This window comes from Gordonia polyisoprenivorans NBRC 16320 = JCM 10675 (genome assembly GCF_000241325.1).
GTDB classification, from domain to species: Bacteria; Actinomycetota; Actinomycetes; order Mycobacteriales; family Mycobacteriaceae; genus Gordonia; species Gordonia polyisoprenivorans.
Window position 1 is genome coordinate 43,220 of sequence record NZ_BAEI01000091.1, and the last position, 25,667, is coordinate 68,886.

A 25,667-nucleotide genomic window follows, 5' to 3' on the forward strand; every position below is an offset into this window, starting at 1 on the left:
TGAACGAACGTACACTGAGAACCATGAGCAGCAGGCGGTTGGTCGGCGAACAGGGAGAAGTCCGTGCGCTGGCACGACTGGGACTGAGCGAACTGGGCAAGGCCACCGTCGGGATCGCGCGGGTGCACCGTGCGACCTCGGCGGCGGTCTTCGGCACGCTCGACCTCGCGATCGGCAGGCCTGTCGCGCCGGTGCGCACCGTGCACGACGCGGTCAGTGAAGCGGTCTACACCTCGATCACCGGAGTGCTGGACTCGGCCACGATCGTCGCCGACGCGTTGCCCGAGACCGGGCCTCAGCCCACCAGGACCGTCCGTGGCGCGGCCATGATCGGCATTCTCGACGGACTCATCGGCGACGCCCTCGACGACGAACATTCCCCGCTGGCGCCGCAGATGGCTCCCCGTGTCGGCGGGTCGCCGGTCGCCGTGACCACCGACGGCTTGGCCGCCGCGTATCCGCGCGCCACCGGACACCTCGTCGTCTTCCTGCACGGGCTGATGGAGACCGAACACGCCTGGCGACTCGGTGGACGCCCGACCTATGGAGCGCGGCTCGTCGACGACATCGGTGCCACCGAGGTGCAGATCCGCTACAACACCGGCCGCCACATCAGCGACAACGGCGCGACCCTCGCCCGATTGCTGAGCGAGATGGTCCTGCTGTGGCCGGTGCCGGTCACCCGCATCTCGCTCGTGGGGCATTCGATGGGCGGCCTCGTCATCCGCAGCGCGTGTCACCTCGGTACGAGCAACCGCGCGCCGTGGGTGCCGTTGGTGACCGAGACGGTCAGTCTCGGCTCCCCGCACCTCGGTGCGCCCCTGGCACGGGGCGTGCACGCCGCGTCGTCGGCGTTGCGCATGCTGTCGGTGACCCGACCGTTCGGCGAGTTGTTGCGTCGGCGCAGTGCCGGCGTCCGAGATCTCTTCCACGGCAACGTCATCGCCGAGGATGGACCATCGGCGGATCCGGACGGCTGGTGGCAGGCGCCCGGCGCGGACGTCCCACTACTCGCCGGCGCCCGCCATCTGTTCGTCACGGCCTCCCTCTTCGGCAATCCACGCCACCCGCTCGGCCGCTTCATCGGTGACGGCCTGGTTCTGACGCCGAGCGGTCGAGGGTTCCATCGCTCCCGGCGGATCGGATTCCGCGACGAGGACGGCATGCATCTGGGCCGCGCGAACCATTTCACACTGCTCAACCACGACGATATCTACCTGTGGCTCCGTGACGGACTCCGTCCGCTGCGAGCACTCACTGCCGGCTAGTCGAACAGATCAATCGAACGAATTGACGGATTTCTCTTGCGGTGACAGCCGCCGCCGACTACAGACCGACCTGGTGACGGTCACCGAGGAACACGAACGTGCCGCTCGGCGGATGGAATCGGTGAGTCAGCCCGCACTGATCGAGGTCGAGAACCGCGGGGTGTACCGGAAGCTGGGTTTTCAGAACATCTCCGGCTTTCTCAGTCGCCGATTACGGATCACCGACACCTTCCGTCGTAAACGACGGTTGCAGGCGTCGGGGCAGTTCACGACACCCACCGGTACGCCGCTATCGCCGTCGGCACCAACCCTGGCCGACGGTGTCGCCGACGGCGTTCTCGGCCCGGACCACGTCCACGCGGTCCTCGACGTGCTCGGCAAGATCCCGGTCGCATTGCCCGCCGAGGTCCACACCGCAGCGGAGCAAACGCTGGGGCAACTGGCACGCGAACACACCCCCGCGGAGTTGGGGGTCCTCGGGCAACAACTGCTTGCCCGGGTCGATCCCGACGGCGAGCTGACCGAACCCGCCGACCGGGCCCGGCAACGGCAACTATGGTTGGGACGTCAAGACGCCCAACAGATGTCGGTGATCAAAGGCCGCCTGGACCCGGCCACCCGCGCGATGTTCGACGTGGTGTTGGCGTCATGGGCGGCCAAAGGCGTCAACAATCCCGACGACGAGCACTCCCCGCACGGATCCGTCCACGATGCCGACCCGGACGTGGTGGAGGCCGCGGCCCAACGCGATACACGCGCCACCGCGCAACGCCAGCATGATGCGTTCCGTGCCCTGCTCCACGCCACCCTCGACGGCGGGTTGCTGGGTAAGAGTCATCGGGGTCTGCCGCCGCAGTTGATCGTGTCGATCACCTCCCAGGAATTACGCGAGCAGGCCGGTCTCGGACGTACCGCCACCGGTACGACACTGCCGATCGGTGCCGTGGTGGAGGTGGCGGCACGGGCGCAACAGTATTTGGCGGTGTACGCCGATCATTCGTCGGAGATCTTGTATTTCGGGCAAGCCCGTCGGTTCGCCTCACGGGGGCAGCGGCTGGCCCTGGCCGATTCCTACGGGGGCTGTTCGCATCCGGACTGTTCGGCGCCGATGGTGCATGTCGAAATCCACCACGCCGCCCGTGACTATGCGCGGGGCGGGAACACCGACATCCACGATCTCGCCCCGGCGTGCGGCGTGCACAACCGCATGGTCGGCCCCGACACCGGCCAGTACACCACCGAACTGATCCGCAGTGGCCCCGACGCCGGACGCTTCGGCTGGCGACTCAACACCGAACCCGGACAGCCACAGAATCCGTTGCGGGTCAACCGATTCTTTCGGATCGACCGGACGTTTCGGGCCGCGGTCGAACACATCCGAGACGCGGCCGGCATACCGGCCGACCCGCCCTCACCACCGGTATCGAGGTGCGAAGCCCGCCTCGATACCGGGGTACAGCGAGTCGTGCACCGCGAAGCCAACAGCCAACACGGCCACCGACGGACCGGCCCACACGATCACCCACCACCCGGACTGGGGCCACCAGGACTGAGTCCACCCGGGCTGGGTCCACCCGACCGTCATCGACCACAGGCACCACGAGGCGACATCAACTACTTCCTCGCCCACCCCGACGCAGCCTGACCAGACCAACGATCCAACAACCACACACACGCGAAGTCACCGGCACACCACAACGGACGCCGGTGACCTCGCCATGCGTTGATGACGGGGCACACCTCTGCGCCATCCTCGAATCCGGCGGAGCGGCTTGACCTTCAGGTAGGTCGAGGTCCGATGATGTCCCGGTGACCAATTCGGAGATGATGTCGATCGGGGCGTTCGCCGATGCGTGCGGCCTGACGACGAGCGCCCTACGTTTCTACGACGACGCCGGGCTACTGCGGCCAGATCGGGTCGATCCAGGCTCGGGCTACCGCTGGTACACCCCGGGCCAATGTGACCGTGCGGTCCTGGTTCGACGCCTACGAGAAATCGGCATGCCCATCGTGGGGGTGCGGAAGATGCTCGACTCCGCACCGCTCGATGCCAAGCGTTGTCTCGACGATTACCTCGCGGAGATCATCGGCGCGGCCGAAGCCGCACGGTCGACTGCCTCGCTCATCAAGGCACAGTGGGACATTCAGCCAGAACCCGGTGTGACGACGATCAGTGGAGCGATGTTTGCCGCCGCGACCGACCAGGTTCTCACCACCACGGCATGCGACGCGGAGTTCGCCGTCCTCAGCGGCGTTCGCGTGGAGATCGAAAACGGGGCTCTCACAATGAGTGCCACCGATCGCTTTCGGCTCACGACTCGGTCGCTCGTCGCCGGGCAGACGGGCGCGACGTGTGCGGGCACGGTCCACGCAGACGACCTGCGCCGGTGCCTGGCCGATCTCCGACACTCCCCTGTCGTTGAGCTGACTGTCGACGACGACGGCCTCACGATCACGCTTCCCGGCGGACGCCGGCGTCACTGCCGATTGATCGACGACACCTTCCCGGATCATCGTGCGCTGCTCGGGGCGCTGCCGACTCCGACGACAACGATGCTGACGTCGAGGACCGGACTGCTCGACGCACTCGAGCGCGGCCCCGCAGAATTCGTCGAGATGCAGATCGATGAGGGGCGGATCGCCCTTCGCCCGTACCCGTGCCCGTCCGACGACGACTCCGACTCTGGCACCGCAGAGCTCGGCGACGAGATGCGCCTGGTGGCCGAGGTGACAGGTGTAGCGCTGACCCTCTGGTTCGAGATGACGACGCTCTATCCGGCGATCAGCACCGCGATCGGCGCGGACGTGCTCGTCGAACTCCGCGGCAGAGATCAGCCCGCCACGATCCGCTCGGCCGATCGTGGCGAACTGACCACACTGGTGATGCCGGTCAGGAACCCTGCGTCCGCCGGCCGGGTCGCGTCCTGACCTTCGGGAGCAACGCATAGCCGGGCGCCGCACTCAGCCGACCGGGTCGAGAACCACCCGCACCGACACCGAACCCTTCTCGTCGCGTGTCGCGACGGCATGTCCTGTCCGCTCGGCGCCGTCGAGCAGCAGCGACAGCGGTCCACCGTTCCCGGTGAAGTTGCGCCACCACTTCTTCTTGTCCGGCAGCGCCACTCCGATCAGGACGGTGTCACGAGGTGCCCCTCCCTCGGAGGTCGCAGTGCCGTGTCGATACGCGACCGGCAGCCGGAACGTGGCGCCCGACCGACGGCCGGTGTAGGTCACCACGGTCATCGACCTGCCCAGTGCCGGACCGACGACCGGTAATCCGAACAGCGGGATGACCGCTTTGTTGGTCATGGCTGCTGCGGAGGTGAACAGGCTCATCGGGCTCCTTCGTCGTGGACGGATGCGGCACGGCGCGGGTGGTCAGTGCCGATGACGGTCGAACGGCCGATGATGATCGAACGCGTCGCAAGGGCATCGTCGTTGATGGTGGCCACCTTGGTACCCGGTTTGCGGCCGTCTCGGACCTCGGAGATGCCGACCCCGGCGTCGGTCAGGCGACGATGGGTAGCCCCAATGTCGGTGCTCCCCCACGCAATACCCCATAGGCGGATGGGCTCGTCGGCGGGCGCGCTGTCGGGGACGACGACTTCCACGACGAGATCGCCTCGGCGGAAGAACAACTGTCGCAGACCGTCGACGACTCGGCGGTCGAGCCGGAAATCCAGTCCGAGCGTGGCACCGAACAGCGCGACCGCGTGATTGCGATCGGGGCTGGAGAACACGAGATGATCGATACCGGCGATGTCGGCGGCAACCTCGGGCGCCGACACGGTCAGCCCGCGATCGGCCACCGGGTCGGCCGGGGTGACACCGAAGGGCAACGTGTCGACATGCCACTCCCCGCGCACGTCATCTCCCGTCGGTGCCGTCAGCTCCAGACCGCGCCGCCGGAGTAGGCGCACATGACCGTCGGCGTCGGGGACTCCGAAGAGTACTCGGTGCTGATCACCAGATGTACTGGGCCGCAATCGGATTCGAGCAGCGAACACGCCGATGTCGTCGGTGGGCTGCGACAGACCGAGCAGCCTTGCATATGCCGCGGCCGATGCGTCGACGTCGGGCGTGCCGAGATCGACAACGGCAACCGGGTCGTGCGGTCCGGTCGGTGCCGTGGCGGTGGGTCCGGTCTCGATCCCGCTCGGGACGTCGGTGTCGGCGTCATGGGCCATCGGAGAAATGCTCCTCATCGTCTGTGTCGGCCGCGACGGCCGCGCGGGGGTCGGGGTGGCTCCTCGCGCGGCGGGCTGCTGGTGATGTGCCACGACCCGCAGTCACAGCGATAACACCGCAGCGTCGGCGCACGCCGACCGACCTGCCGTATCCGGCCGATCCCCTCGATGGCTGCCGCCTCCGAACCGAAGGCGTCCTTGTACGGCGTCGGACAGTCCCGATACACCGGCGCCGGACGCCGTCGACGCCGCGGGGTCAGGTCTGTCCGCGCCTCCACACCTCGATAGAACTGCTCGAGGTCGTCGTCGGAGAAAGGCGTCATCACTGCACCACCACCGATCTGCGACGGCGCGTCGACCTCTTCTGTCGGTCGCAAGCATCCGGGTGGTTGCCTGATCGGGTGGGCACATACCCAGCCTGCCATCCTCCTCGGCGTGACGTCGCGTCAGCGCGCCGAGCGCTCGGCGTGTTATCGGCTCAGCGCGCCATCCACAACCGCCGGCGGATCACCTGGCGCATCCGCCGCAATTCGGAGTTGCTCAGTCCGCTCGGCGGTGCCTCGTCGACGAGCTGATCGACCTGCGCGAAGAAGTCACGATCGGTCAGCCCGAACTGCTCGGTGATCTCACGGGACGAGCCACCGCCCAATGTGTACCAACTCGTCTCGAAGTCGATCATCTGCTGCTGCTTGTTGTTGATCACTGTCATGGTGCCGCCCAACCATCGTGGTGTTTCCGTGCGCACAGAACACTCTCGGTCTTGGCTCGGCCGAGAATGTTGCAGGAGTGCGGTTGACGTCCTTTGTACACCGCGACGGTGACCGAGGGCAGTCATTTGTGCACCGACGAGGTTAATCCCCGCGAGCTCTTTCCACAGGTATCGAAACACCGTGTCGCAGTGGACGACTACGTCGGTCTTTCTCGCCGTGGCGGACGTGCCGGAAATGTCTCGACGGACCGATCTCTCATCGCGGGGTCAAGGGTCGCGACGACGTCGCCGGGACCGGTCCGATCCGCTGTGCTACGCGTCGTATCGGGGAACCACCGCGTATACGGTCAGTTCCCGGGGAACGCCCTTGGCCTTGAAACGGCGGCGTCGGCGGCGGGCATAGCGCTGCGGATCGACGCTCTCGAGGGTCGCGTCGCTGATGAGCAGTTCACCCGCCCCGGCGGCACCGGCAACGCGTGCCGCGATATTGACGTCGACGCCGACGAAGTCGTCGCCGACCGCGCGAGGTGTACCGGTGTGCAGGCCGGCCCGCAGCTGAGGACGGTAGCCGTCGATCGTGAGTGCGCTGACCGCACCGATCGCCTCGTAGGCGGCCACGATCGCCTCGTCGGGATCGGTGAACATCGCCATCACCCCGTCCCCGAGGTTCTTGACGATCCGGCCGCCGTGCTGCCGGACCACCTGCTCGGTCGCGGTGTTCACTTCTCGCAGAAGTCGCAACACCTGATCATCGCCGGCTGCGAGAGCCCAGGTGGAGAACGCCACGAGGTCGGTGAACAGGATGGTCACGTCGACCGGTGTGTCCGCGGAGTGCCCGCGCCGCCGGGTCACCGATTGCCAGGCCTGTACCGCAGCGAGACCCAACTCTCTGGTTGCACTTGGCTTTTCAGGTCTGGCGTCAGCGATCAACCGGGCCAATCGGTCCGACGGTCGGGAGTCGGTGATCGATGGTGGTGCGTCCGGCAGCAACCTGCGGACCGCGCGGATCGCCCGGATGCCGGTGGAATTGGCGTCGGCGCGGGCGAGAGCATCTGCGGCGCGGGCACTCAGCGGTGCCGGTTCGGGACCCGATGGCGGTTCGGGATTCGGGTCGGATGAATCGGGGGCGTCGCCGGCGTTCACCGCAGTCGCTCCGCGTCTCGCGCCAAGGACAGCAGCTCGTCGGCGAGACCGGACAGAGTGGCGCGGTCGGCGTCTTCGCCCACCGCGGTGGCGAGGTCCTCGGCGGCACATCGCAGGGCGAACATCCGGTCCCCGAACTCCGCGACCTCGGCCGACGACAAGATCACCGCATCGTCGGGAATAGAAGTACCCGCCACGAGCGCTCTCTGTTCGTACGCCCGCTGTCGACATGACCGTTTGCAGTACTTGCGTCGCCGACCCATCTCGGAATCGGCCATGGCCGAGCCGCACCACGCGCACGCGTAGGTTCGCCGGGAACGGGTCGCATCCACGGCACAGACCGTACCGTGCGCGGTACTCATCGCGACACAAGCCGCGCGCGGTGTCGCGTGCATCGGGCGTCACGGATCAAGAAGAGTAGAATGGTTCTGTTCAGCAGCTGGTTTGGTCAGCGAGCAAGCCGAGAGGAAAGCAGTAGCAAATGGCAGATCGAGTACTTCGGGGTAGCCGCCTCGGTGCGGTGAGCTACGAAACCGATCGTGATCACGATCTCGCGCCGCGGCGGATTGTCCAATACCGCACCGACAACGGGGAGATCTTCGACGTCCCGTTCGCCGACGACGCCGAGGTGCCGTCGAAGTGGCCGTGCAAGAACGGCATGGAGGGCACCATCCTCGAGGGCGCCGAGCCCGAGGAGAAGAAGGGCAAGCCGCCGCGCACCCACTGGGACATGTTGCTCGAGCGGCGCAGCGAGGAAGAGCTCGAGGTCCTGCTCAATGAGCGCCTCGACCTGCTCAAGCAGCGCCGTCGCGGAGCGACGAATTGATCGAGCGCCGCGGAGCGACGAATTGATCGAGCTCTGCGGAGCGACGAATTGATCGAGCGCTGCGGGGCGACGAATTGATTGAGCTCTGGGGGGCGACGAACTGATCATCTGATCATCGCCGACTCAGGCATACAGACGGGCGGCCCGGGAGATTGTCTCCCGGGCCGCCCGTCGTTCTGTCTGTCTGGTGCGTCGTCAGCGCCGTACGCCGAGTTGGGCGAGCCGACTCTGCACACCCCAGCGGAACACCTTGACGAAGGCCTCCGACATGACGCCACCGCTCATCTTCGACTGACCGATCTCGCGTTCGGTGAAGGTGATCGGAACCTCACGGACGTCGAAGCCCGTCTGGATCGATCGCCATGCCAGGTCGATCTGGAAGCAGTACCCGGCGGATTCGACGGTATCGAGGCTGATCTTCTCCAGCACCGCGCGGCGGTACGCGCGGTAACCGGCCGTAATGTCGTGGATTCCGGCACCGAGCGCGAGACGCGCGTAGGTGTTGGCGCCCCGCGACAGGATCTCACGCCGGCGCGGCCAGTTGACCAATTCGCCACCCTTGACGTAGCGCGAGCCGATGACCAGGTCGGCGCCGTCGTTGATCGCCGCAAGCAGGGCGGGTAGTTGTTCGGGAGCGTGGCTGCCGTCGGCATCCATCTCGATGATGACCTCGTAGTCGCGTGCGAGCCCCCAGGCGAATCCGGCCAGGTAGGCCTTACCGAGTCCGTCCTTGTCGACCCGGTGCAGGACGTGGATGCGGCCTGCGACGTCGGCGGCGGCCAACTCGTCGGCAACCTCACCGGTACCGTCCGGGCTGGAATCGTCGACGACGAGCACGTGGATGGCGCTCAGCGCGGTCTGCAGGCGACCGATGATGAGTGGCAGGTTCTCGCGCTCGTTGAAGGTCGGGATGACGACCAGCGCTTTCTCGCCGTCGGGCCCGACCACGGTGGGTCGCTCGACACCACCGGCGGGCGATCGGTCACTGTTCGTCACCGGTGTACTCCTCCGACTTCTCCGGGGCGGTGCCGGCACCCTTGTGAGGCCGCACCGCCGTGAATCTCTGAGTGAACCTAGTACGCATTGCCACCGCGACCAAAAGCGCCACCACCGCGAGGAGCATCGCGATGCGTTCCGGCCATGCTCCCAGACGGGTGGCGATCGTCGTGGCGGAACTCAACGGAAGCCGGTCGGCGAGGATCGCCGGGGTGAAGATGTCCGATTCCGACGTCATCGATCCGTCTGGTTCGATGAGTGCGCTGACTCCGCTGGTCGCGGCCACGATCACGGCCCGACCGTGCTCGACCGCCCGGAATTGCGACATCGCGAGTTGCTGGTAGGTCATGTTCGTGCGACCGAACGTGGCGTTGTTGGTGGGTACGTACAGGATCTGGGCGCCCTGATCGACCGCGTCGCGTGCCGCCCGGTCGAAGGCGACCTCCCAACACGTGGTGACCCCGACGGTGACGTCACCGGAACGTCCGGGCACGGTCAGCACCGACGGGCCGGTGCCGGGGCGGAAGTTGCCTGCCATGTCGGCGTAGGACGAGAACATCCGGAAGAACGGACGCCACGGCAGGTATTCGCCGAAGGGCTGGATGATGTGCTTGTCGTACCGCGCGATGGGGCCCCGGCTACCGTCCCAAACCAGCACGGTGTTGGTCGGGCGACCGTCGGGTTCGACGATCAGCGTGCCCACCAGGATCGGTGCGCCCACGGCGTCGGAGGCCGCGGTGATCTCTGCGGCGGCGTCGGGGTTGTCCAGTGGATCGATGTCGGAGGCGTTCTCAGGCCACGCGACGAACGACGGTTGCTCGATGTGGCCGGCGTTGATCTCGTCGGCGAGCGCCATGGTTTCTCGGACGTGGTTGTCGAGGACGGCGCGCCGCTGGGCGTTGAACTCGAGTCCGAGTCGCGGCACATTGCCCTGAACTGCCGCGATCTGCGCCGAAGCACCCGATACGTTGCGGTCGACGGTGTCGGGCAGTAACGCGATCGCCGAGACCGGCGCGAGCAGGGCCAGGACGATGCCCAGTGCGGCGCCGCGGACGACAGAGGATCGTGGGCCCATGCCGACGGCGGCGTCTCGGCGGGTGGCGAGCTGGATCACCCAGACCACCGATGCGCCGAACAGCGCAACCGCCCCGGACACCCCGGGTGCCCCGAGGACCGACGCCAGCGGCAGCAACGGGCCGTCGACTTGACTGAATGCGGTTCGTCCCCAAGGGAATCCGCCGAAGGGAAACGACGACCGCAGTCCCTCGACCAGCACCCACGACAGTGCGAACCACAGCGGCGGCACGGGCAGTCGCATCGTCAGCGTCGCGCACAGCCCGAACAGGGCCAGGTAGGCGGCGAGCGCGGCGGCGAGCGCCAACCACGGCAGGGGCCCGACGTACACACCGATCCAGGGCAGCAGGGGGACGAAGAACCCGACACCGTAGACGAAGCCGATCCAGGCCCCGGTCCGCGCGCGGGGACGCCCCTCGGCCAGCAGCCCGTAGAGCAGTCCGAGCGACACCACCGCCATGAACCACCAGTTGCGGGGTGGGAAGGCCGAGAACATGGCGAGCCCGGCCAGGGCGGCGAGGACGGTGCGTACCGCCCACAGCGTTCGGCGGTGTGCGGCGGGCGAGGCGGTGGTCCAACGGTCGCGCAGCCGATCCCAGCGCCGCGGTGGGGACTGCTCGGTGCCGGCGGAGCGATCGGCATCGGTCCCGGGGACGGCGTCGGTTCCCGATGCCGGCGTCACCAATCGCCTCCGTCGACGTCGTGGATGATCGAGCCGGCGCGGACGGTCCGCACGCATCGTGGCAGGCGGGCATCGGGTGAGACGTCGGGCAGCGCGGGTACGCGCGATCGCGGATCGGTCGACCACCGCTGCACCCCGGCGTGCGAGCCGGCGACCACGAGGTCGTCGGCTTCCCACACCGCATAGTCGGCACGCGCTCCGGGTTCCAGCGTGCCGGTCAGTCCGTCGTGCACACCGCCGGCGCGCCACGCGCCGCGTGTGCAGGCGCCGAATGCCGCCCGCGCCGAGATCGCCGACGACGCCCGATGTGGGTGCACCGCAGCTCGGATGGTTGCCCACGGATCGATCGCCGTCACCGGCGAATCGGAGGAAAACGAGAGTGCCACACCGGCTTTGGCGAGCATTGCAAAGTCGTTGAGGCCGTCGGCGCGAGGCCCGAGCCGTTGGGCATACAGCCGTTCACGTCCACCCCATTCGGCGTCGAACAGCGGCTGCATGCTCGCGATCACTCCGCAGCGGGCCAGGATCGCGGCGTCGGTGGCGTCGGTCATCTCGACGTGTTCGAGCCGATGGGCGCAGCGTGCCAGAGCCGGTGTGCCGAGTTCGTCGGCGACCGAGGCGAACGCGGCGACGACGGCCTTGGTCGCGGCGTCACCGATCACATGGAAGCCTGCCTGCGCGCCCGCCAGCGTGCAGGCGTGGATGTGCGTCCGGATGGTCTCGGGTTCGAGATAGTTGATGCCGCTGGTGTCCGGATCGTCGGTATATGGCTCCCGCAACCACGCGGTGTGCGAGCCGAGAGCGCCATCGACGAACAGATCCCCGGCCAGCCCGTCGGCGCGGGTGATGGAGAGCAGCTCGGCGGCATGCTCGGCGTCCTGCGCCGCCTGCCCCCAATAGCGGCGCACCTCCACCGGGTGGTCGAGGTCGGCCAGGGCGAGGAAATCGTCGAGGCCGGCGATCTCGGGTCCGCCGTTCTCGTGCACCGCCACCACTCCGGCGGCGGCCGCGGCGTCGAGTGCCCGGCGCTGCCACCGGGCGCGGGTCGCCGGGGTCACCAGTGTACGGGCAGCGGCACGCACGAGGTGGTGTGCCTGGGCGACGAGCGGCGCATCGGGGTCGTACCCCTCGGCGGCGTCGAGGTCGGTGACCAGCCGGCGCAGCGCGGTGGAGGCGACCGCCGAGTGCTCGTCGATGCGCGCGAGGTAGACCGGGCGGTGACCGACGACGTCGTCGATCTCGGCTGTCATGGGAAACCTGCGGTCATCCGGATCGACGCCCGCCCAGGTGGAATCGTCCCACCCGAGCCCCCAGATCAGCTCGTTCTCGTCGGCTCCGTCCGCGGCGGCCGCGAGGCGTGCGAGACAGTCGGTACGGCTGGTGGACTCACTCAGCGTCAATCCGTCCAGGGCGAGTCCGGTCGACGTCAGATGCACATGGGAATCAACGAAGGCGGGTGCGACGAAACGCCCGGCCAGATCCATGATCCGGGCATCGGGGTGCAGGGCTCGGCCCACGGCGTCGGAGCCGACCCACGTCACGACGCCGTCGGTGACGGCGAGCGCGGTCGCGTCGGGAACGCTCGATGAATAGACGAGTCCGCCGAGCAGGAGTTCGGTAGCCACGATCGTCCAGTGTGCCCTGAGTGGGGTCGGCAGGTGTCGGGGGGTTTGGTGCGGTGCGGATCGAGGCGACGGCGGTCGGCGCGGTGATCAGTGTCCGGGCGGCAGCTGCCGGTCGCCGGCCGGGGTGGCACCTGCATGCGCCGGGTCGCCGGGAGCAGGCGAATCGACGACGGTGCCGTCGATGACGGTGCCACGTCGGAAACCCGAGGTCGCATAGATTCCGGCGCGATCCATCGCCACCACGAGACGGCGGGCGCCGAACGCGGTCACCGCGGGCCGGACCAGGCGCCGGGTGGGCGGTGCGAGCAGCACGATGCCGGCCAGTGTGGAGACCACGCCGGGAATGATCAGCAGGATCGAGGATCCGGCCATGATGGCGGTGTCGGCGAGTGGTGCCCGGGCGTCGACCTCATTGCGGGAGGCGCGCCGGAGTTCGCCGAAGACCTTCGCACCCTGCCAGCGCAGCATGAGGAAGCCGACGACGGCCGCGGCGATGGTGATGAGCACCGCCCACCCGAAGCCGAGGGTCATGGTCATCGCCACGAACACGCCGATCTCGACGGCGAGATAGAGCAGGGCATACGCGAGTCGCATGAGTCGGCCTTTCGTTGCGTGTCTGTACCGCTCAACGAACGAGGCGCCGGTTTTGCTCCGCAACCCGGGCCCACCGACTCTGGGAAAACACTGAGAAATCCGCGCTACTCCCCGTCGCGCCCCTCGATGTCACCCTCGGTCTGCAGATACACCGCCCGGAGGTCGTCGAGCATCTGCGCCGGGGGCTCGTGCCACATATCGCGCTCGACGGCTTCGAGGAGGCGTTCGGCGATGCCGTGCAGCGCCCACGGGTTCGACTCGGCCATGAACTTCTGATTGTGCTCGTCGAGGACGTAGGACTCGGTGAGCTTTTCATACATCCAGTCGGCGACGACGTCGGTGGTGGCGTCGTAGCCGAAGAGATAGTCGACGGTGGCCGCCATCTCGAAGGCACCCTTGTATCCGTGGCGCTGCATCGCCGAGATCCACCGCGGGTTCACCACGCGCGCCCGGAACACGCGACTGGTCTCTTCGGAGAGTGTGCGTGTACGCACCGCGTCCGGGCGGGTGGAGTCGCCGATGTAGGCCTCCGGGGAGCGTCCCGTCAATGCGCGCACCGTCGCGACCATGCCGCCGTGGTACTGGAAATAGTCATCGGAGTCGGCGATGTCGTGCTCGCGGGTGTCGGTGTTCTTGGCGGCCACCGAGATCCGCCGATACGCGCTGCGCATGTCGTCGACCGCCGGGATGCCCGACAGGTCGCGCCCATAGGCGTACCCACCCCATTCGGTGTAGACCCGTGCCAGATCGTCGTCGGTGCGCCAGTCCCGCGAATCGATCAGTTGGAGCAGACCCGCACCGTAGGTCCCCGGTTTGGAACCGAAGATACGGGTGGTGGCCCGACGCCGGTCGCCGTGCTCGGCCAGTGCGGCACGGGCATGGGCCGCAACGAAATTGGAGTCATCGGGTTCGTCGGCGTCGGCGGCGAGGGCGACGGCGTCGTCGAGCATGGTGACCACGTGGGGGAATGCGTCGCGGAAGAAGCCGGAGATGCGGACGGTCACGTCGATCCGGGGCCGGCCGAGTTCGGCGAGGCCGATCAGTTCGAGCGCCGACACCCGGCGCGAGGCCTCGTCCCAGACGGGCATCACGCCGAGCAGCGCGAGCACCTCGGCGATGTCGTCGCCCGAGGTGCGCATCGCACTGGTGCCCCACACCGACAGCCCGACCGACGCGGGGTATTCGCCGTGGTCGCCGAGGTAGCGCTCGAGCAGGGAATCGGCCATCGCCCGCCCGGTCTCCCACGCGAGGCGCGACGGTACGGCCTTGGGGTCGACCGAATAGAAGTTGCGGCCGGTGGGCAGCACGTTGATCAGACCACGCAGCGGCGATCCGCTGGGACCGGCCGGGATGAACCCACCGTCGAGGGCGTGCAGCACGCGCGGGATCTCCCCGGAGGTCTGTCGCAGCCGCGGGACGACCTCGGTGGCCGCGAAGCGCAGGATGTCGGCGACCGCGGGCGGATGCCCGGTGGCCACCTCGGCGACGGTCTGTTCCGACCAGTCCCCCGCCGCACACGACTGTACGAGCTCGCGGGCGAGGTGTTCGACGGCGTCGACGTCGGTGCGCGCGGCTTCGCCGCTGCCCTCGGTCAGGCCCAGGGCCTCACGCAGTCCCGGGAGGGCCGCCGTCCCGCCCCACAGCTGTCGGGCGCGCAGCATGGCGAGTACGAGGTCGACCTCGTGCTCGTCGGCGGGAGCCTGTCCCAGCACATGCAGTCCGTCGCGGATCTGCACGTCCTTGATCTCACAGAGCCAGCCGTCGACATGCAGGAGCATGTCGTCGAAGACCTCTTCGTCGGGGCGCTCGGTCAGCCCGAGATCCTGATGCATCTGCGCCGCGGTGAGCAACGTCCAGATCTGCTGACGGATGGCCGGCAGCTTGGCCGGATCGAGGGTGGAGATGTTGGCGTGCTCGTCGAGGAGTTGCTCGAGACGGGCGATGTCACCGTAGGACTCGGCGCGCGCCATCGGCGGGATCAGGTGATCGACGAGCACCGCATGGGCGCGTCGCTTGGCCTGGGTGCCCTCGCCGGGATCGTTGACGAGGAAGGGGTACACCAGCGGCAGATCGCCGAGGGCGGCATCGGTTCCGCAGTCCGAGGACATGCCGAGTGTCTTACCGGGCAACCATTCCAGGTTGCCGTGTTTGCCGATGTGCACCACCGCGTCAGCGCCGAAGCCGGGGATGTCGCCCGCTCGCCCCGCCCGCCCGGCGACCCAGCGATACGACGCCAGATAGTGGTGCGACGGTGGCAGATCCGGGTCATGATAGATCGCGACCGGATTCTCCCCGAATCCGCGCGGTGGCTGCACCATGATCGCGGTGTTGCCGAAAACCAGTGCGGCGATGACGATGTCACCGTCCGGATTGGTCGAGCGGTCGACGAACAACTCCCCCGGCGGCGGCCCCCAGTGTCTCGTCACAGCCTCACGCAACGCAGCGGGCAGCGTCGCGAACCAACGCGTGTAGTCCGCCGGCGACACCCGAATCGGGTTGGCGGCCAACGACTCCTCGGTCAGCCAATCGGCATCCTGACCGCCCGCGGCGATGATCGCATGGATCAGCGCATCGGAATCGTCCTCGGCCAGACCGGGAATGGCGTCCGGGCCGGATTCCGGGCCGATGTCGTATCCCGCGTCGCGCATTGCCCGCAGCAACGACACCAGACTGCGCGGGGTGTCGAGGCCCACGGCGTTGCCGATGCGGGCGTGCTTGGTCGGATACGCCGAGAGCATCAACGCGATACGACGTCGGGCCGCGGGGGTGTGGCGCAGCCGGGCATGGGCCGCGGCGATGCCGGCGACCCGTGCGCATCGCTCCGGATCGGGACGATAGGTGGGCAGCCCGTTCTCGTCGAATTCCTTGAACGAGAACGGCACCGTGATGATCCGGCCGTCGAACTCGGGCACGGCGACCTGGGTGGCGACATCGAGCGGCGAGAGCCCGTCGTCGTTGGCGTCCCAGTCGGCCCGCGAGGACGTGAGGCACAGGCCCTGCATGATCGGGATATCGAGGGCGGCAAGGCGTTCGATGTTCCAGGCATCGTCGTCACCGCCCGCCGACGCGGTGGCCGGGGTGGCGCCGCCGGCCGCGAGGACGGTGACGACGAGCGTGTCGGCGGTACCGAGCAGCTCGATGAGGTCGTCGGGAGCGGTGCGCAGCGACGCACAGAACACCGGCAGTGCGCGGGCGCCGGCGTCCTCGATGGCGCGGCACAACGCGTCGATGTAGGCGGTGTTGCCGGCCAGATGCTGCGCCCGGTAGTAGAGCACGGCGATCGTCGAAGTCGACCCGTCGTGGCCCGCGTTGGCAACGTCGGCGCGCGCAGTGCCGGAGCGATCGAGGATTCCCCATGCGGGGGTCTGCGCGGGCGGATCGAAGCCGAGGCCGGTGAGCAGCAGTGTGTCGGAGAGGAAGTTGTGCAGGTTCTCCAGATTGCTCACGCCCCCCGCCGCGAGGTAGTTGTGGGCCTGCTGGGCGACTCCGGCGGGAACGGTGGAGCACGCCATCAGATCGGGGTCGGGCTGCTGCTCACCGGACAGGACGACGACCGGGCGACCGGCGGCCAGTACAGCTTCCAGCCCGTCCTCCCACGCGCGGCGCCCACCGAGGATCCGGACGACGACGATGTCCGCCGGCGCAACCAGATCGGCGATGTCGTCGACCAGCAGCCGCGACGGATTGGCGATCGCATAGTCGGCGGCCGCGGCATGGGCGGTGATGAGGTCGGTGTCGGAGGTCGACAGCAACAGGATCATGAGAACTCCTCACCGGGGTGGCGCGCCCGGTCGTGTGGTCGGGGTGCCCAGCGACAGGTCTGACTCCGGGCGCATCCGTGGACACCCCCGACACAGTGGCGCGACCGCGCCGGAATCACACCGGCTTCTGACGCACTGGACGTGTGGTTGGAGCCTAGTGCAGGCGCCGTGGGCGGCCCACACCCGCGTCTACGCTGGATCCCGTGACCGAACCCCGCGAGCGCAGCGCCGACGACCGGTGTCCGGGTGTGTTCACTCCGCACCCGGCCGCCGATGGTGCGCTCGCGCGGGTCCGACTGCCGGGCGGTGTGCTCTCCGCCGCTCAGATGCAGACCCTGGCCGAGGTCAGTGCCCAGCACGGCGACGGGTACCTCGAGCTGACTGCGCGCGCCAACATCCAGCTGCGCGGGATCAGCGATGTCGAGGCCGTCGCGGACGCGCTGACCGCGGCCGGTCTGGTACCCGACGGGGTCGGGGGTGAGGACATCGGCGGTAGGGAGAAGATCCGCAACATAGTGGTGAGTCCCCTGACCGGCCGGATCGGGGGCCACGCCGATGCGTCGCCGATCGCCGCGGCGCTCGATGCCGAACTGCGTCGTGCCGATGGTCTCGACGGTCTCTCGGGCAGGTTCCTGTTCGGGGTGGACGACGGACGCGGTGATGTGGCGCGTCACCGGCCCGATGTGTGTGCCGTCCTGCGGCATCCGGCGGAGACCGGGGTGGCCGACATCGTGGTCGACGGTGAGGTGGCCGGTTCGGTCGACACGACCGCCGCTGTCGCGCCGGCGCTGCTCGACGTCGCGCGTGCCATGGCGGCGCTGACGGGACCCCGCCGCTGGCGCATCCACGACCTCGACGCCGCGACGCGCGTGTCGGTGATCGATGCGGCGCGGCGGCGCCTCGGACCACCCGGAGACCAGACATGGGCAGATGTACCGGCGACTGGGCCGGTCGTCGGATGGTTCGAGCAGGACGACGGCCGGGTACTGCTCGGTGCGGTGGTCGAGCTGGGTCGTCTCCCGTCGCGGCTCGCCGAGTTCCTGGCTGCAGTCGGCGCGCCGATCACGATCACCACCGATCGGGAGATCCTTCTCTGCGATCTGACCGAGCCGATCGCCGAAACCGTCGTCCGCGTCCTCGCGCCGATGGGCCTGATCTTCGACGCCGCCTCACCATGGGTGCGGGTCACTTCGTGTGCCGGGGCCCCGGGATGCGCCAATTCGCACGCGCCGGTGCGTACCGATCTCGCGAACCGGGTCGCGGTCGGTGAGCCGGTGACCGACCGTGAGCACTGGGTCGGGTGCGAGCGCGGATGCGGCTCCCCCACCGAGTCACATCTACGGGTCGAGGCCGGCCCCGACGGCTATCACACGCGTCGGGTTCAGGAGAACAGGTAGTCCTCGAGCGGGAACGTGTCCTGCGCCCGCACCGCCTCGGCGACAGAGGTCGGCCGGAACAACGGGGTCTCTCCCTTGGCGTTGAACCAGTACGAGCGTGACCGGGCGCAGTTGCCAAGGGCGAACACCGAATCGGCGATCCGGGTGGTCATGTCGTCGAGGAACTTCTCGTTCGCCTCTTCACGGACCTCGAAGGACACCGCATCCCGGCGTCGGACCTCCCCGAAAAGCCGCGCGATGTGCCGCATCTGGCATTCGACCGTGGTGAACCAGGACAAACCCACCCACGAGTAGGGGCCGGCGGAGTTCAAGAAGTTCGGGAAGTACGGCATCGTCAGACCCTCGTATGCGGCGAATGCGGTTTCCCGCCACCACTTTCCGAGATTGCGGCCGTCGCGTCCGATCACCTCGATCGCCGGGAGATTCTTCTCCCACACGTCGAACCCGGTGGCGAGGATCAGGACGTCGACCTCACGGGTACGGCCGTCGGCGGTGACGATGCCGTCGGGCACGATGTGATCGATGCCGGTGGTGTCGAGGTTCACGTCCTCGCGTGCGAGCGTGCGGTAGTAGTCGTTGGAGACCGTCGGGCGTTTGCACCCGTAGTCGTAGGCGGGTGTGAGATCGCGACGCATCTGCGGGTCGCGCACCTGCAGATACCGGAAGAGTGCGGCAATCCGTTTGACGGCGTCGTTGACGCGACGAAATCGCCGGAAACGCCACATTGCGATCAGCATCGCCATCTCCTGGGTCACATCGGTGACCCAACGCACCGCTCGCTGACTGGCCGGCATCTGCCGAAACAGTGCTCGCACCGGCGCAGGGATGGGGGCGTCGAGCTTGGGCATCACCCACATCGGTGTGCGCTGATACACCGTCAACTCCTCGGTGAGATCGGCGATTTCCGGGATCAGTTGCACTGCAGTCGATCCGGTCCCGATGACCGCCGCGCGTTTACCGGCGAAATCGTAGTCGGGATCCCACCGTGACGCATACACCACCCGCCCGGCGAAAGTGTCGATACCGGGGATGTCGGGGGTGGCGGGCTGGGACAGGAAACCGGTGGCGCACATCAGGAATCGCGTCGTCATCGTGGTTCCGCCGGCGAGGGCGACACGCCAGGTGTTGGTCTCGGCATCCCACCGCGCGCCGTCGACCGAGACACCGAATCGCATATGCCGCCGGACATCGTACTTGTCGGCGACGTCCACGGCGTACTGCTTGAGTTCTGTTCCCGGTGCGTATAGCCGCGACCAGTTGGGGTTCGGCTCGAACCAGAACGAGAACGTGGGCGACGGAACATCCACGGCCAGACCGGGATATCGATTCACATGCCACGTACCGCCGAGGTCGTCCTCGCGTTCGAGGATGACGAAGTTCTCGTAACCGAGCCGCTTGAGGGCGATCGCGGCTCCGATGCCGCCGAATCCCGCACCGACGATGATCACGTCGTGGAGTTCGTGCCCCGGCTCCGATGACCGCCCCTGCTCTGGTGACTGTGGGTCCGCGGAATTCATGGCTACCTTCCTGTGGGAGTTGACGGCTCGCGTATCGAGCTGCCTACTCTGGTCGACATGGACGTCTCGAATGCGCACGTACTCCTCACCGGCGCCTCCGGCGGGATCGGCGAATTCCTGGCAATCGCACTGGCCCGACGCGGGGCCCAGCTGACCCTCACCGGACGGCGCTCCGACGCGCTGACCGAACTCGCAGATCGAGTGGGCGGCCGGGTGATCACCGCCGATCTGACCGAGCCGCAAGCGCCGACCGAGGTGGTCGAGCAAGCCGGTCGCGTCGACATCCTGGTGGCCAACGCAGGTCTGCCCGCGTCGGGTCCACTCCTGGAATACGCGACCGAGGAAATCGATCGTGCGCTCGAGGTCAACCTCCGGGCGCCGATCCTGATGGCCAAAGCTGCTGCAGCGCAGATGATTCCACGCGGACGAGGCCACCTCGTATTCATGTCGTCGCTCTCGGGAAAATCGGCATCGTCGAACACGTCTCTCTACAACGCGACGAAATTCGGTCTTCGCGGGTTCGCGTTGGCGCTGCGGGAGGATCTGCGGCCCCACGGGATCGGCGTGTCATCGATCTACCCCGGACCGGTGCGTGACGCCGGCATGATCGCCGATTCCCGAGTGGGTCTGCCGCGCGCGGGCACGGTCACCGCTGCCGCCGTGGGCGCCGCCACGATCCGAGCCATCGAACGCAACCGGCTCGAGACCACGGTGGCGCCCTTGCCGCTGCGGGCGGCCACGACGCTCGGCGGACTGGCACCGTCCGCCTCGGCGGCGTTCGCCCGTCTCACCCGCAGCGACCGGCTGGTGGCCGCCATCAGCGACGGCCAGCGCAGCAAGCGCTGACCGGCTAGTCGGCGGCACGGTGCTTGCCGACATACGGGGCCGGTGCCGACCCGGTGCTCGACGATGAGCCCCCGGACGACGTCGTGTTGGACGAGGACCCGGTTGACGACGTTGACTCGGAGGTCGACGTGCTTGCGGCGCCGGAGCCGTTTGCCCCGGAGTCTGTCGTGCCCGAACTTGCCGTCCCCGAACTCGCTGTGCTCGAACTTGCTGTGCTCGAACCGGACTCGGAACTCGAGGCGCTCGGCGCACCGGAGCTCGTGGTTGTCGACGGGGTCGACGGTGTGGAAGTGGACGGTGCGGAAGTCGACGCTGTAGGAGTCGACGCTGTAGGAGTCGACGCTGTAGGAGTCGACGCTGTAGGAGTCGAGACCGCGGGGGTGGTGCCGGTGGTGGACGGGGAACTCGTGGATGTCGTTGTCGTGGGGGTGACCGACGCCGACGTCCCGCGCAATGCCTGCTCCGAAGACAAGGTGACCGAGCTCTTGACAGCTGTCGTCGGCGATGTCGCCGCGAGAGCAGGCGTGGTAGTTCCGGTGCTCCCGGCGGCAGAACCGGCGGTGGGCACGGCGTTCAGGATCGATTCACGGATCATCTCGGCGAGTTGCTCGGCCGAGGTTCCGGTCATCCCGGCGGCCTGGCCGAGTCCGTTGATGTTGGTGACCACGTTGGCGGCCAACAGTTTTGCAAACGCATCGACCTGCGTGCCGAAGGCCTCGAGATTCTGCGGGATCAGGGTGGGCAGCTGCGGAATCATCGCGAGTGACTGATCCACCGAGGTGACGGCGTCGGTGTAGATCTGCTGCCACGCCTGCGCGGTCCACAGGTTGGTGACCTGGACGTAGTCGGGGCGATCCGGATCGTCGTAACCGGGTGCGGGATTCTCCACCCAGTTGCCGTCGGTCAGTTGCTGCCCGAGGTCGAAGGCCGTGTAGTACTTGCCGAACAGCCCGAACTTCGGCAACGACCCGGGCGCACCCTGTGCGCCGAACAGCTGGCACGGCAGGCAGTACGTGCCCGGCACGAACGGATTGAGCCCGTTCCACACCGCTTCGGCGAAGTCGCCGTACGCGCTGGCCCACTGTGCGGTGGTCGGCCCTTGCTGCACGCCGGTCGGGTCCTGGGTGAGCGTTTCCCATACTGCCTTGAGCGGGCCGAGCAGATCGAGGTGGACCGTCTCCCCCGACCAGAAGGGCTGGATGTTCACCACCGTTCCGTCAGCGGTGGTGTAGGTCGCGTCGTTGGGATCGATCGTGTTGCTGATCTCCGGGAAGGTGTAGCCCGTCACCAGTTCCCAGGCCGGAACCTGCCCGTACTGCAAGAAGTACAGCGGATCGCTACACGGCCCCGGAACGCCGGTGCAGTTCGGTGTCATCGGTGCGAACGAGGCCAGCGTCATCCAGAGTTGGTCTGACTGCGCATTCGCGACCAACGGCACCGGCATCAGCAGCAGACTGATCGCCTTGACCTTCTCGTAGTCCTGCTGATCGAAGCCGACCACATTGGTGGGGATGTACACCCACCAGTTACCGGAGTCGTTGAACGCCTTGGTGGTCTGCTGCAGTGCCTGATACTGCACGGCGGGAATGTTGGCCAAGGTCTGGTAGATGTTCGTCGGGATGTTGGCGATGGAGGTCTCGGCGTGCGCCTGCGCGCCGGGCGCGGCGACCTGCGCGCCGATCGCCGCGGCCACTCCCGCACCGGCCATGGCGGCGACCACCGATCGTGAACCCCGATGCGGTGAGCGTTGTCTCGCTGTCGTCGTCACCGCTGTTTTCGTCATCGCTGTTTTCGTCACCGCTGTTTTCGTCATCGATGTTTTCGTCATCACTGTGTGTTCCCTCCCGTTGCCGCGTGTGGATCGCGGTTGGACAATTCGATGCGTTGATTGGGCCGCGTGTTTTCTCCGGTGGTCGAGGTGTCCGAGCCCGCTGGGGCGAGGGCCTCGAGACCCGGTGCGATGACAGGTGTTGTCGTCACCGCGGGGTCAGCGGAACCAGCGTCGGCGCGGGTGGTCTCGAGGCTCGCCGCACGCGGCTCGCACCTCGACCAGCGGGAGAAGAGCCGGGTGGCTCTCCCGAAATCCGCCGCAGTGCTCGCCGCACGCGGCTCGCACCTCGACCAGCGGGAGAAGAGCCGGGCGCCTACGTCGTCACGGGTTGCCATACGGTGCCTCTTCCTCGAGTCGCCCGAGCCAGATTCGGCCTCCGTAACCATCGAGATGGGTGACCTCCCCGACGGGCCGGCGCGCCGATGGGCCGTATCGCCCCCGCGGCCAGCCCAGGGGCACGATGCACATCGGGGTGACGTTGACGGGCAGCTCGAGGGTTCGACGTACCGAGGTGAGGTTCCACAATGGCATCGTGGTCAGCGACGCACCGAGACCCATTGCCCGAGCGGCCAACAGCAGGTTCTGCACGCTGGGATAGATCGATCCCCAGTATCCGGATTCGGCCGGATGCGGCATGCGCACACCGGTGAGCCGCCCCTCTCGTACACCGAGGCGCAGGCAGGCGACCACCAGGACCGGGATCTCGGCGAAGTGGTCGACCTGCCACTGGACGGCCTTGATGGTGCGGCGCGTGGCGTCGTCGGATCGGACCAGATGACGGAGTGCGAAGCGTGAGTACAGATTCCACGCTTGCCGGTACCGTCGCGCCAGCTTCTCCTTGACCGCGGGGTCCTTGACGACGATGAACTCCCACTGCTGGCCGTTGTTGCCGGTCGGCGCGTGCTGCGCGAGTTCGATGCAGGTCAGTACGAGCTCGTCGTCGACCGGATCGGGACGGACCCGCCGAATCGCGCGCTGGGTCATCATGGCCTCCTGCAGCGGCATCGTCAGCCGCTGCAAGGCCTCATCGACGGTCGGTATCGGTGCGGGTTCGCGTGTCGGCGACGGTGTCGATGGTGATGGCGATGGTGATGGCGAGGCGATCTCAGTCATGGTTGTCGATCCATTCGGTGGTGAACCGGCCGACATCGGGTATGTGGCGTCGGAATTCGGCGCCGATGACACTCTCGACGCGCCCCCCGACCAGTGGAAGGCGTACCTCCACGGTGCCGTCGACGACCATGTGCGACCCGCCGGATGCGGGTTCGATACGAGCACGCCCGAGCCCGGAACCGGGAGCCCCGAGGACAGTGATCTCGATCGTGCCGTGGACACGATCGTCGGCGCCGACCTGCCAGTGCTCGGTCGTGCGCACCTTGAGCTCACCGGGGTAGACCCGTCCGATCAAGGACGGGAGGCGATCCGCGCGGAGGTCTTCGGTCATGACCAGCCGTACCGACTCACCGTCGGGCGTCGATGTCCTGTCGAGTTCGTCGAGGGTCGTCGACGACTCGAAGGCGGCATAACGGTCGTGCCAGTACGCGGCCGCGGCGAACGCGTCGAAGACCTGTCGGGTGCTGTGCGGGGAGGTGATGGCAACCTCGAATGTGCGCGGCATCAGGCACTTCCCGCGGTGGTGAGTTGATCGCAGATGTCCTCGGCGAACTCGCGCACCCGGATCAGGTCGTCGGGTCCGATGTTCGTCATCGGGATCGGTACCCCCAGATAGCTTTTCCGGTACTCCCCGGAGCCGAGATAGCTGGTCAACGAGAGCATCGAGCGCAGCTGGCCACCCGGGTAGGTCGTGACGAAGCTGCCGAGGTAACGCCCGCCCTGCCAGCGGCCCTGTGCGCGGACCTCCTTCAGATTCCCCCGCCAGCTGTCGCGGCAGACGACGAAGACGGCAAAAGCGCTGCCCGCCAGCACTTGCCGGGCCACCGGTGAGGTCAGGAACGAGCGAATCGGCATCGCCGGTGCGCTCCACCAGGTCGGCGATCCGATGCAGACCAGGTCGTAGCGGCGCTCGGTCACGAAATCCGGCACACGGATCGATCCGGTCTTCTTACGAACCTGGGCCGGCAGGACACTGAGCATGTCGGGCCACACGCGGGCCATCGGAAACCGCGTGAATCGGCGCGCGTACCGGTCGTCGGTGAACTCGATCGCCGCCTCGTCGACCGCATAGCCGTGCGCGGCGAAGACGTCCCCGGCGGCCGTCAGCATGCTCCGGGTCTGCCCCGTGTAGCTGTAATACAGCAACAGAACCCGGGGCTGCGGCCGGCCGACCGCGTCGGGATCAGCGTGCGTCATCTCCGGCCTCCCTTGTCATCCCGCCGAGATGGGCACCCAATAGTGTTGGCGCACAGGCATATTCGGTACTACAGTGAGGGGCATGACGACCAAGGTTGCCGTTGACCTGCAAGGCGCGGCCAAGACCATGCTCACCACTCTGTATCTGAAGTCGCTCGATGCGGCTCTGCCGCACCCGGTTCTCGGAGATCGCTTCGCGCCGCAGGCGGTGGAGCGACTCGACGTCGACTGGAGCGAGCTGGGTGTCACCGCGCGGTGGGCGCCGATCGTGACCGTGCGCACCGCACAGTACGACCTCTGGGCGCGTGACTTCCTCGCGGCACACGATCAGGCGACCGTCGTGCACATCGGCTGCGGCCTGGATTCGCGGGTGTTCCGCCTCGATCCGGGACCCGGCGTCGAATGGATCGACGCGGATTTCCCGGAGGTGATCGCGCTGCGGCAGAGGGTGTATCCCGATCGGGCCCACTATCGGCTGGTGGCGACGTCGGCGACCGATCCATCGTGGCTCGACGCCATCCCCGCCGATCGGCCGGTGCTGTTCCTCGCCGAGGGCATCAGCATGTACTTGACGCGCGATGAAGGACTCGGCCTGATCTCCCGGGTTGTCGAGCGTTTCCCGACCGGCGAGATCCAGATCGACTTCTACAACTGGCTGGCGATCGCCACCCAGCGCGTACACATGCTCAATCGGCGATCCGGGTCGCGACTGCATTGGGCGGTCAACTCCCCCGCCGACATCGTCGGTGAGATCCCGGCTCTGCATGTCGTGGACTCGGCCAACCTCTTCTCCGCGGAGACCTTCGCCCGGGTGAGCGGTCCGTTCGCGGGCGCCGGAGTGCTGTCCCGGGCGATCCCTGCGGGCCGAAAGGCTCTGCAGTACCACCGATATGCGTTCTGA

The 25,667-nt window shown here is 67.6% G+C and carries 23 protein-coding genes; 7 read left to right on the top strand and 16 right to left on the bottom strand.

Annotated elements, in window-relative coordinates:
• Positions 1–23 precede the first annotated feature (23 nt).
• The 3 genes from GOPIP_RS25695 (at position 24) to GOPIP_RS25705 (ending at position 4,196) form a co-directional block, all read left to right on the top strand.
• Positions 24–1,268 (top strand): esterase/lipase family protein, encoded by a 1,245-nt coding sequence (locus tag GOPIP_RS25695; protein WP_006372792.1) that lies wholly within the window; start codon positions 24–26, stop codon positions 1,266–1,268.
• A gap of 73 nt (positions 1,269–1,341) precedes the next feature.
• Entirely contained in the window at positions 1,342–2,913 is a 1,572-nt protein-coding gene (locus GOPIP_RS25700; protein WP_006372793.1) for an HNH endonuclease signature motif containing protein, read from the top strand.
• A 164-nt stretch (positions 2,914–3,077) separates the two neighbouring features.
• Positions 3,078–4,196 (top strand): DNA polymerase III subunit beta family protein, encoded by a 1,119-nt coding sequence (locus tag GOPIP_RS25705; RefSeq protein WP_035728876.1) that lies wholly within the window; start codon positions 3,078–3,080, stop codon positions 4,194–4,196.
• Positions 4,197–4,229: 33 nt separating this feature from the next.
• Here GOPIP_RS25705 and GOPIP_RS25710 read toward each other — a convergent pair whose 3' ends face one another.
• From GOPIP_RS25710 to GOPIP_RS25730, 6 genes are all read right to left on the bottom strand, one after another.
• Complete coding sequence (locus tag GOPIP_RS25710) at positions 4,230–4,604, bottom strand: hypothetical protein (RefSeq protein WP_006372795.1); 375 nt, start codon at positions 4,602–4,604, stop codon at positions 4,230–4,232.
• Positions 4,601–5,455, bottom strand: coding sequence for a VOC family protein (locus GOPIP_RS25715; protein WP_006372796.1), 855 nt, complete (start codon positions 5,453–5,455; stop codon positions 4,601–4,603). The genes GOPIP_RS25710 and GOPIP_RS25715 overlap by 4 nt, the downstream gene beginning before the upstream one ends.
• 14 nt (positions 5,456–5,469) lie before the next feature.
• Entirely contained in the window at positions 5,470–5,778 is a 309-nt protein-coding gene (locus GOPIP_RS28525; RefSeq protein ID WP_006372797.1) for a hypothetical protein, read from the bottom strand.
• Positions 5,779–5,933: 155 nt separating this feature from the next.
• Positions 5,934–6,155: a DUF3263 domain-containing protein gene (locus GOPIP_RS25720; RefSeq protein ID WP_026920127.1), complete on the bottom strand. Its 222-nt coding sequence runs from the start codon at positions 6,153–6,155 to the stop codon at positions 5,934–5,936.
• A 321-nt stretch (positions 6,156–6,476) separates the two neighbouring features.
• Positions 6,477–7,307 (bottom strand): adenylate/guanylate cyclase domain-containing protein, encoded by an 831-nt coding sequence (locus GOPIP_RS25725; RefSeq protein WP_006372799.1) that lies wholly within the window; start codon positions 7,305–7,307, stop codon positions 6,477–6,479.
• The gene (locus GOPIP_RS25730) at positions 7,304–7,669 is read right to left on the bottom strand and encodes a hypothetical protein (protein ID WP_020171316.1); all 366 of its coding nucleotides are present in this window, start codon (positions 7,667–7,669) and stop codon (positions 7,304–7,306) included. Before GOPIP_RS25730 ends, GOPIP_RS25725 begins: the two co-directional genes overlap by 4 nt.
• Before the next feature lie 119 nt (positions 7,670–7,788).
• Here GOPIP_RS25730 and GOPIP_RS25735 point away from each other — a divergent pair, with 119 nt between their 5' ends.
• Entirely contained in the window at positions 7,789–8,133 is a 345-nt protein-coding gene (locus tag GOPIP_RS25735; protein ID WP_006372801.1) for an RNA polymerase-binding protein RbpA, read from the top strand.
• 195 nt (positions 8,134–8,328) lie between these two features.
• Here the strand turns inward: GOPIP_RS25735 and GOPIP_RS25740 are convergent, their stop codons facing one another.
• From GOPIP_RS25740 to cobN, 5 genes are all read right to left on the bottom strand, one after another.
• On the bottom strand, positions 8,329–9,129 hold the full coding sequence (locus GOPIP_RS25740; protein WP_006372802.1) for a polyprenol monophosphomannose synthase: 801 nt from the start codon (positions 9,127–9,129) through the stop codon (positions 8,329–8,331).
• Positions 9,116–10,885, bottom strand: coding sequence for an apolipoprotein N-acyltransferase (gene lnt, locus GOPIP_RS25745; protein ID WP_006372803.1), 1,770 nt, complete (start codon positions 10,883–10,885; stop codon positions 9,116–9,118). The genes GOPIP_RS25740 and lnt overlap by 14 nt, the downstream gene beginning before the upstream one ends.
• On the bottom strand, positions 10,882–12,510 hold the full coding sequence (locus tag GOPIP_RS25750) for an amidohydrolase (RefSeq protein WP_006372804.1): 1,629 nt from the start codon (positions 12,508–12,510) through the stop codon (positions 10,882–10,884). Before GOPIP_RS25750 ends, lnt begins: the two co-directional genes overlap by 4 nt.
• 87 nt (positions 12,511–12,597) lie before the next feature.
• Positions 12,598–13,104: an FxsA family protein gene (locus tag GOPIP_RS25755; RefSeq protein ID WP_006372805.1), complete on the bottom strand. Its 507-nt coding sequence runs from the start codon at positions 13,102–13,104 to the stop codon at positions 12,598–12,600.
• A 104-nt stretch (positions 13,105–13,208) separates the two neighbouring features.
• A complete protein-coding gene (gene cobN, locus GOPIP_RS25760; protein ID WP_006372806.1) occupies positions 13,209–16,865 on the bottom strand; it encodes a cobaltochelatase subunit CobN in 3,657 nt (1,218 codons plus the stop codon).
• A gap of 203 nt (positions 16,866–17,068) precedes the next feature.
• Between cobN and cobG the strand changes: the two genes are divergently transcribed.
• Positions 17,069–18,262 (top strand): precorrin-3B synthase, encoded by a 1,194-nt coding sequence (cobG, locus tag GOPIP_RS25765; RefSeq protein WP_006372807.1) that lies wholly within the window; start codon positions 17,069–17,071, stop codon positions 18,260–18,262.
• Here the strand turns inward: cobG and GOPIP_RS25770 are convergent.
• Entirely contained in the window at positions 18,247–19,779 is a 1,533-nt protein-coding gene (locus GOPIP_RS25770; protein WP_006372808.1) for a flavin-containing monooxygenase, read from the bottom strand. The two genes, cobG and GOPIP_RS25770, sit on opposite strands and share 16 nt — an antisense overlap.
• A 57-nt stretch (positions 19,780–19,836) precedes the next feature.
• Here GOPIP_RS25770 and GOPIP_RS25775 point away from each other — a divergent pair, with 57 nt between their 5' ends.
• Complete coding sequence (locus GOPIP_RS25775) at positions 19,837–20,625, top strand: SDR family NAD(P)-dependent oxidoreductase (RefSeq protein WP_035728877.1); 789 nt, start codon at positions 19,837–19,839, stop codon at positions 20,623–20,625.
• A 4-nt stretch (positions 20,626–20,629) separates the two neighbouring features.
• On the opposite strand, the gene GOPIP_RS25780 is transcribed toward GOPIP_RS25775, so the two are convergent.
• From GOPIP_RS25780 to GOPIP_RS25795, 4 genes are all read right to left on the bottom strand, one after another.
• Positions 20,630–22,408 carry a hypothetical protein gene (locus GOPIP_RS25780; RefSeq protein WP_244421223.1) on the bottom strand — a complete coding sequence of 593 codons (1,779 nt, stop codon included), beginning with the start codon at positions 22,406–22,408 and terminating at the stop codon, positions 20,630–20,632.
• Positions 22,409–22,777: 369 nt separating this feature from the next.
• Positions 22,778–23,569 (bottom strand): nitroreductase family protein, encoded by a 792-nt coding sequence (locus tag GOPIP_RS25785; protein WP_170320246.1) that lies wholly within the window; start codon positions 23,567–23,569, stop codon positions 22,778–22,780.
• Positions 23,562–24,074: a DUF2505 domain-containing protein gene (locus GOPIP_RS25790; protein ID WP_006372813.1), complete on the bottom strand. Its 513-nt coding sequence runs from the start codon at positions 24,072–24,074 to the stop codon at positions 23,562–23,564. The genes GOPIP_RS25785 and GOPIP_RS25790 overlap by 8 nt, the downstream gene beginning before the upstream one ends.
• Entirely contained in the window at positions 24,074–24,766 is a 693-nt protein-coding gene (locus GOPIP_RS25795) for a hypothetical protein (RefSeq protein WP_006372814.1), read from the bottom strand. The genes GOPIP_RS25790 and GOPIP_RS25795 overlap by 1 nt, the downstream gene beginning before the upstream one ends.
• Before the next feature lie 82 nt (positions 24,767–24,848).
• On the opposite strand from GOPIP_RS25795, the gene GOPIP_RS25800 reads away from it, so the two are divergent.
• A complete protein-coding gene (locus GOPIP_RS25800) occupies positions 24,849–25,667 on the top strand; it encodes a class I SAM-dependent methyltransferase (protein WP_006372815.1) in 819 nt (272 codons plus the stop codon).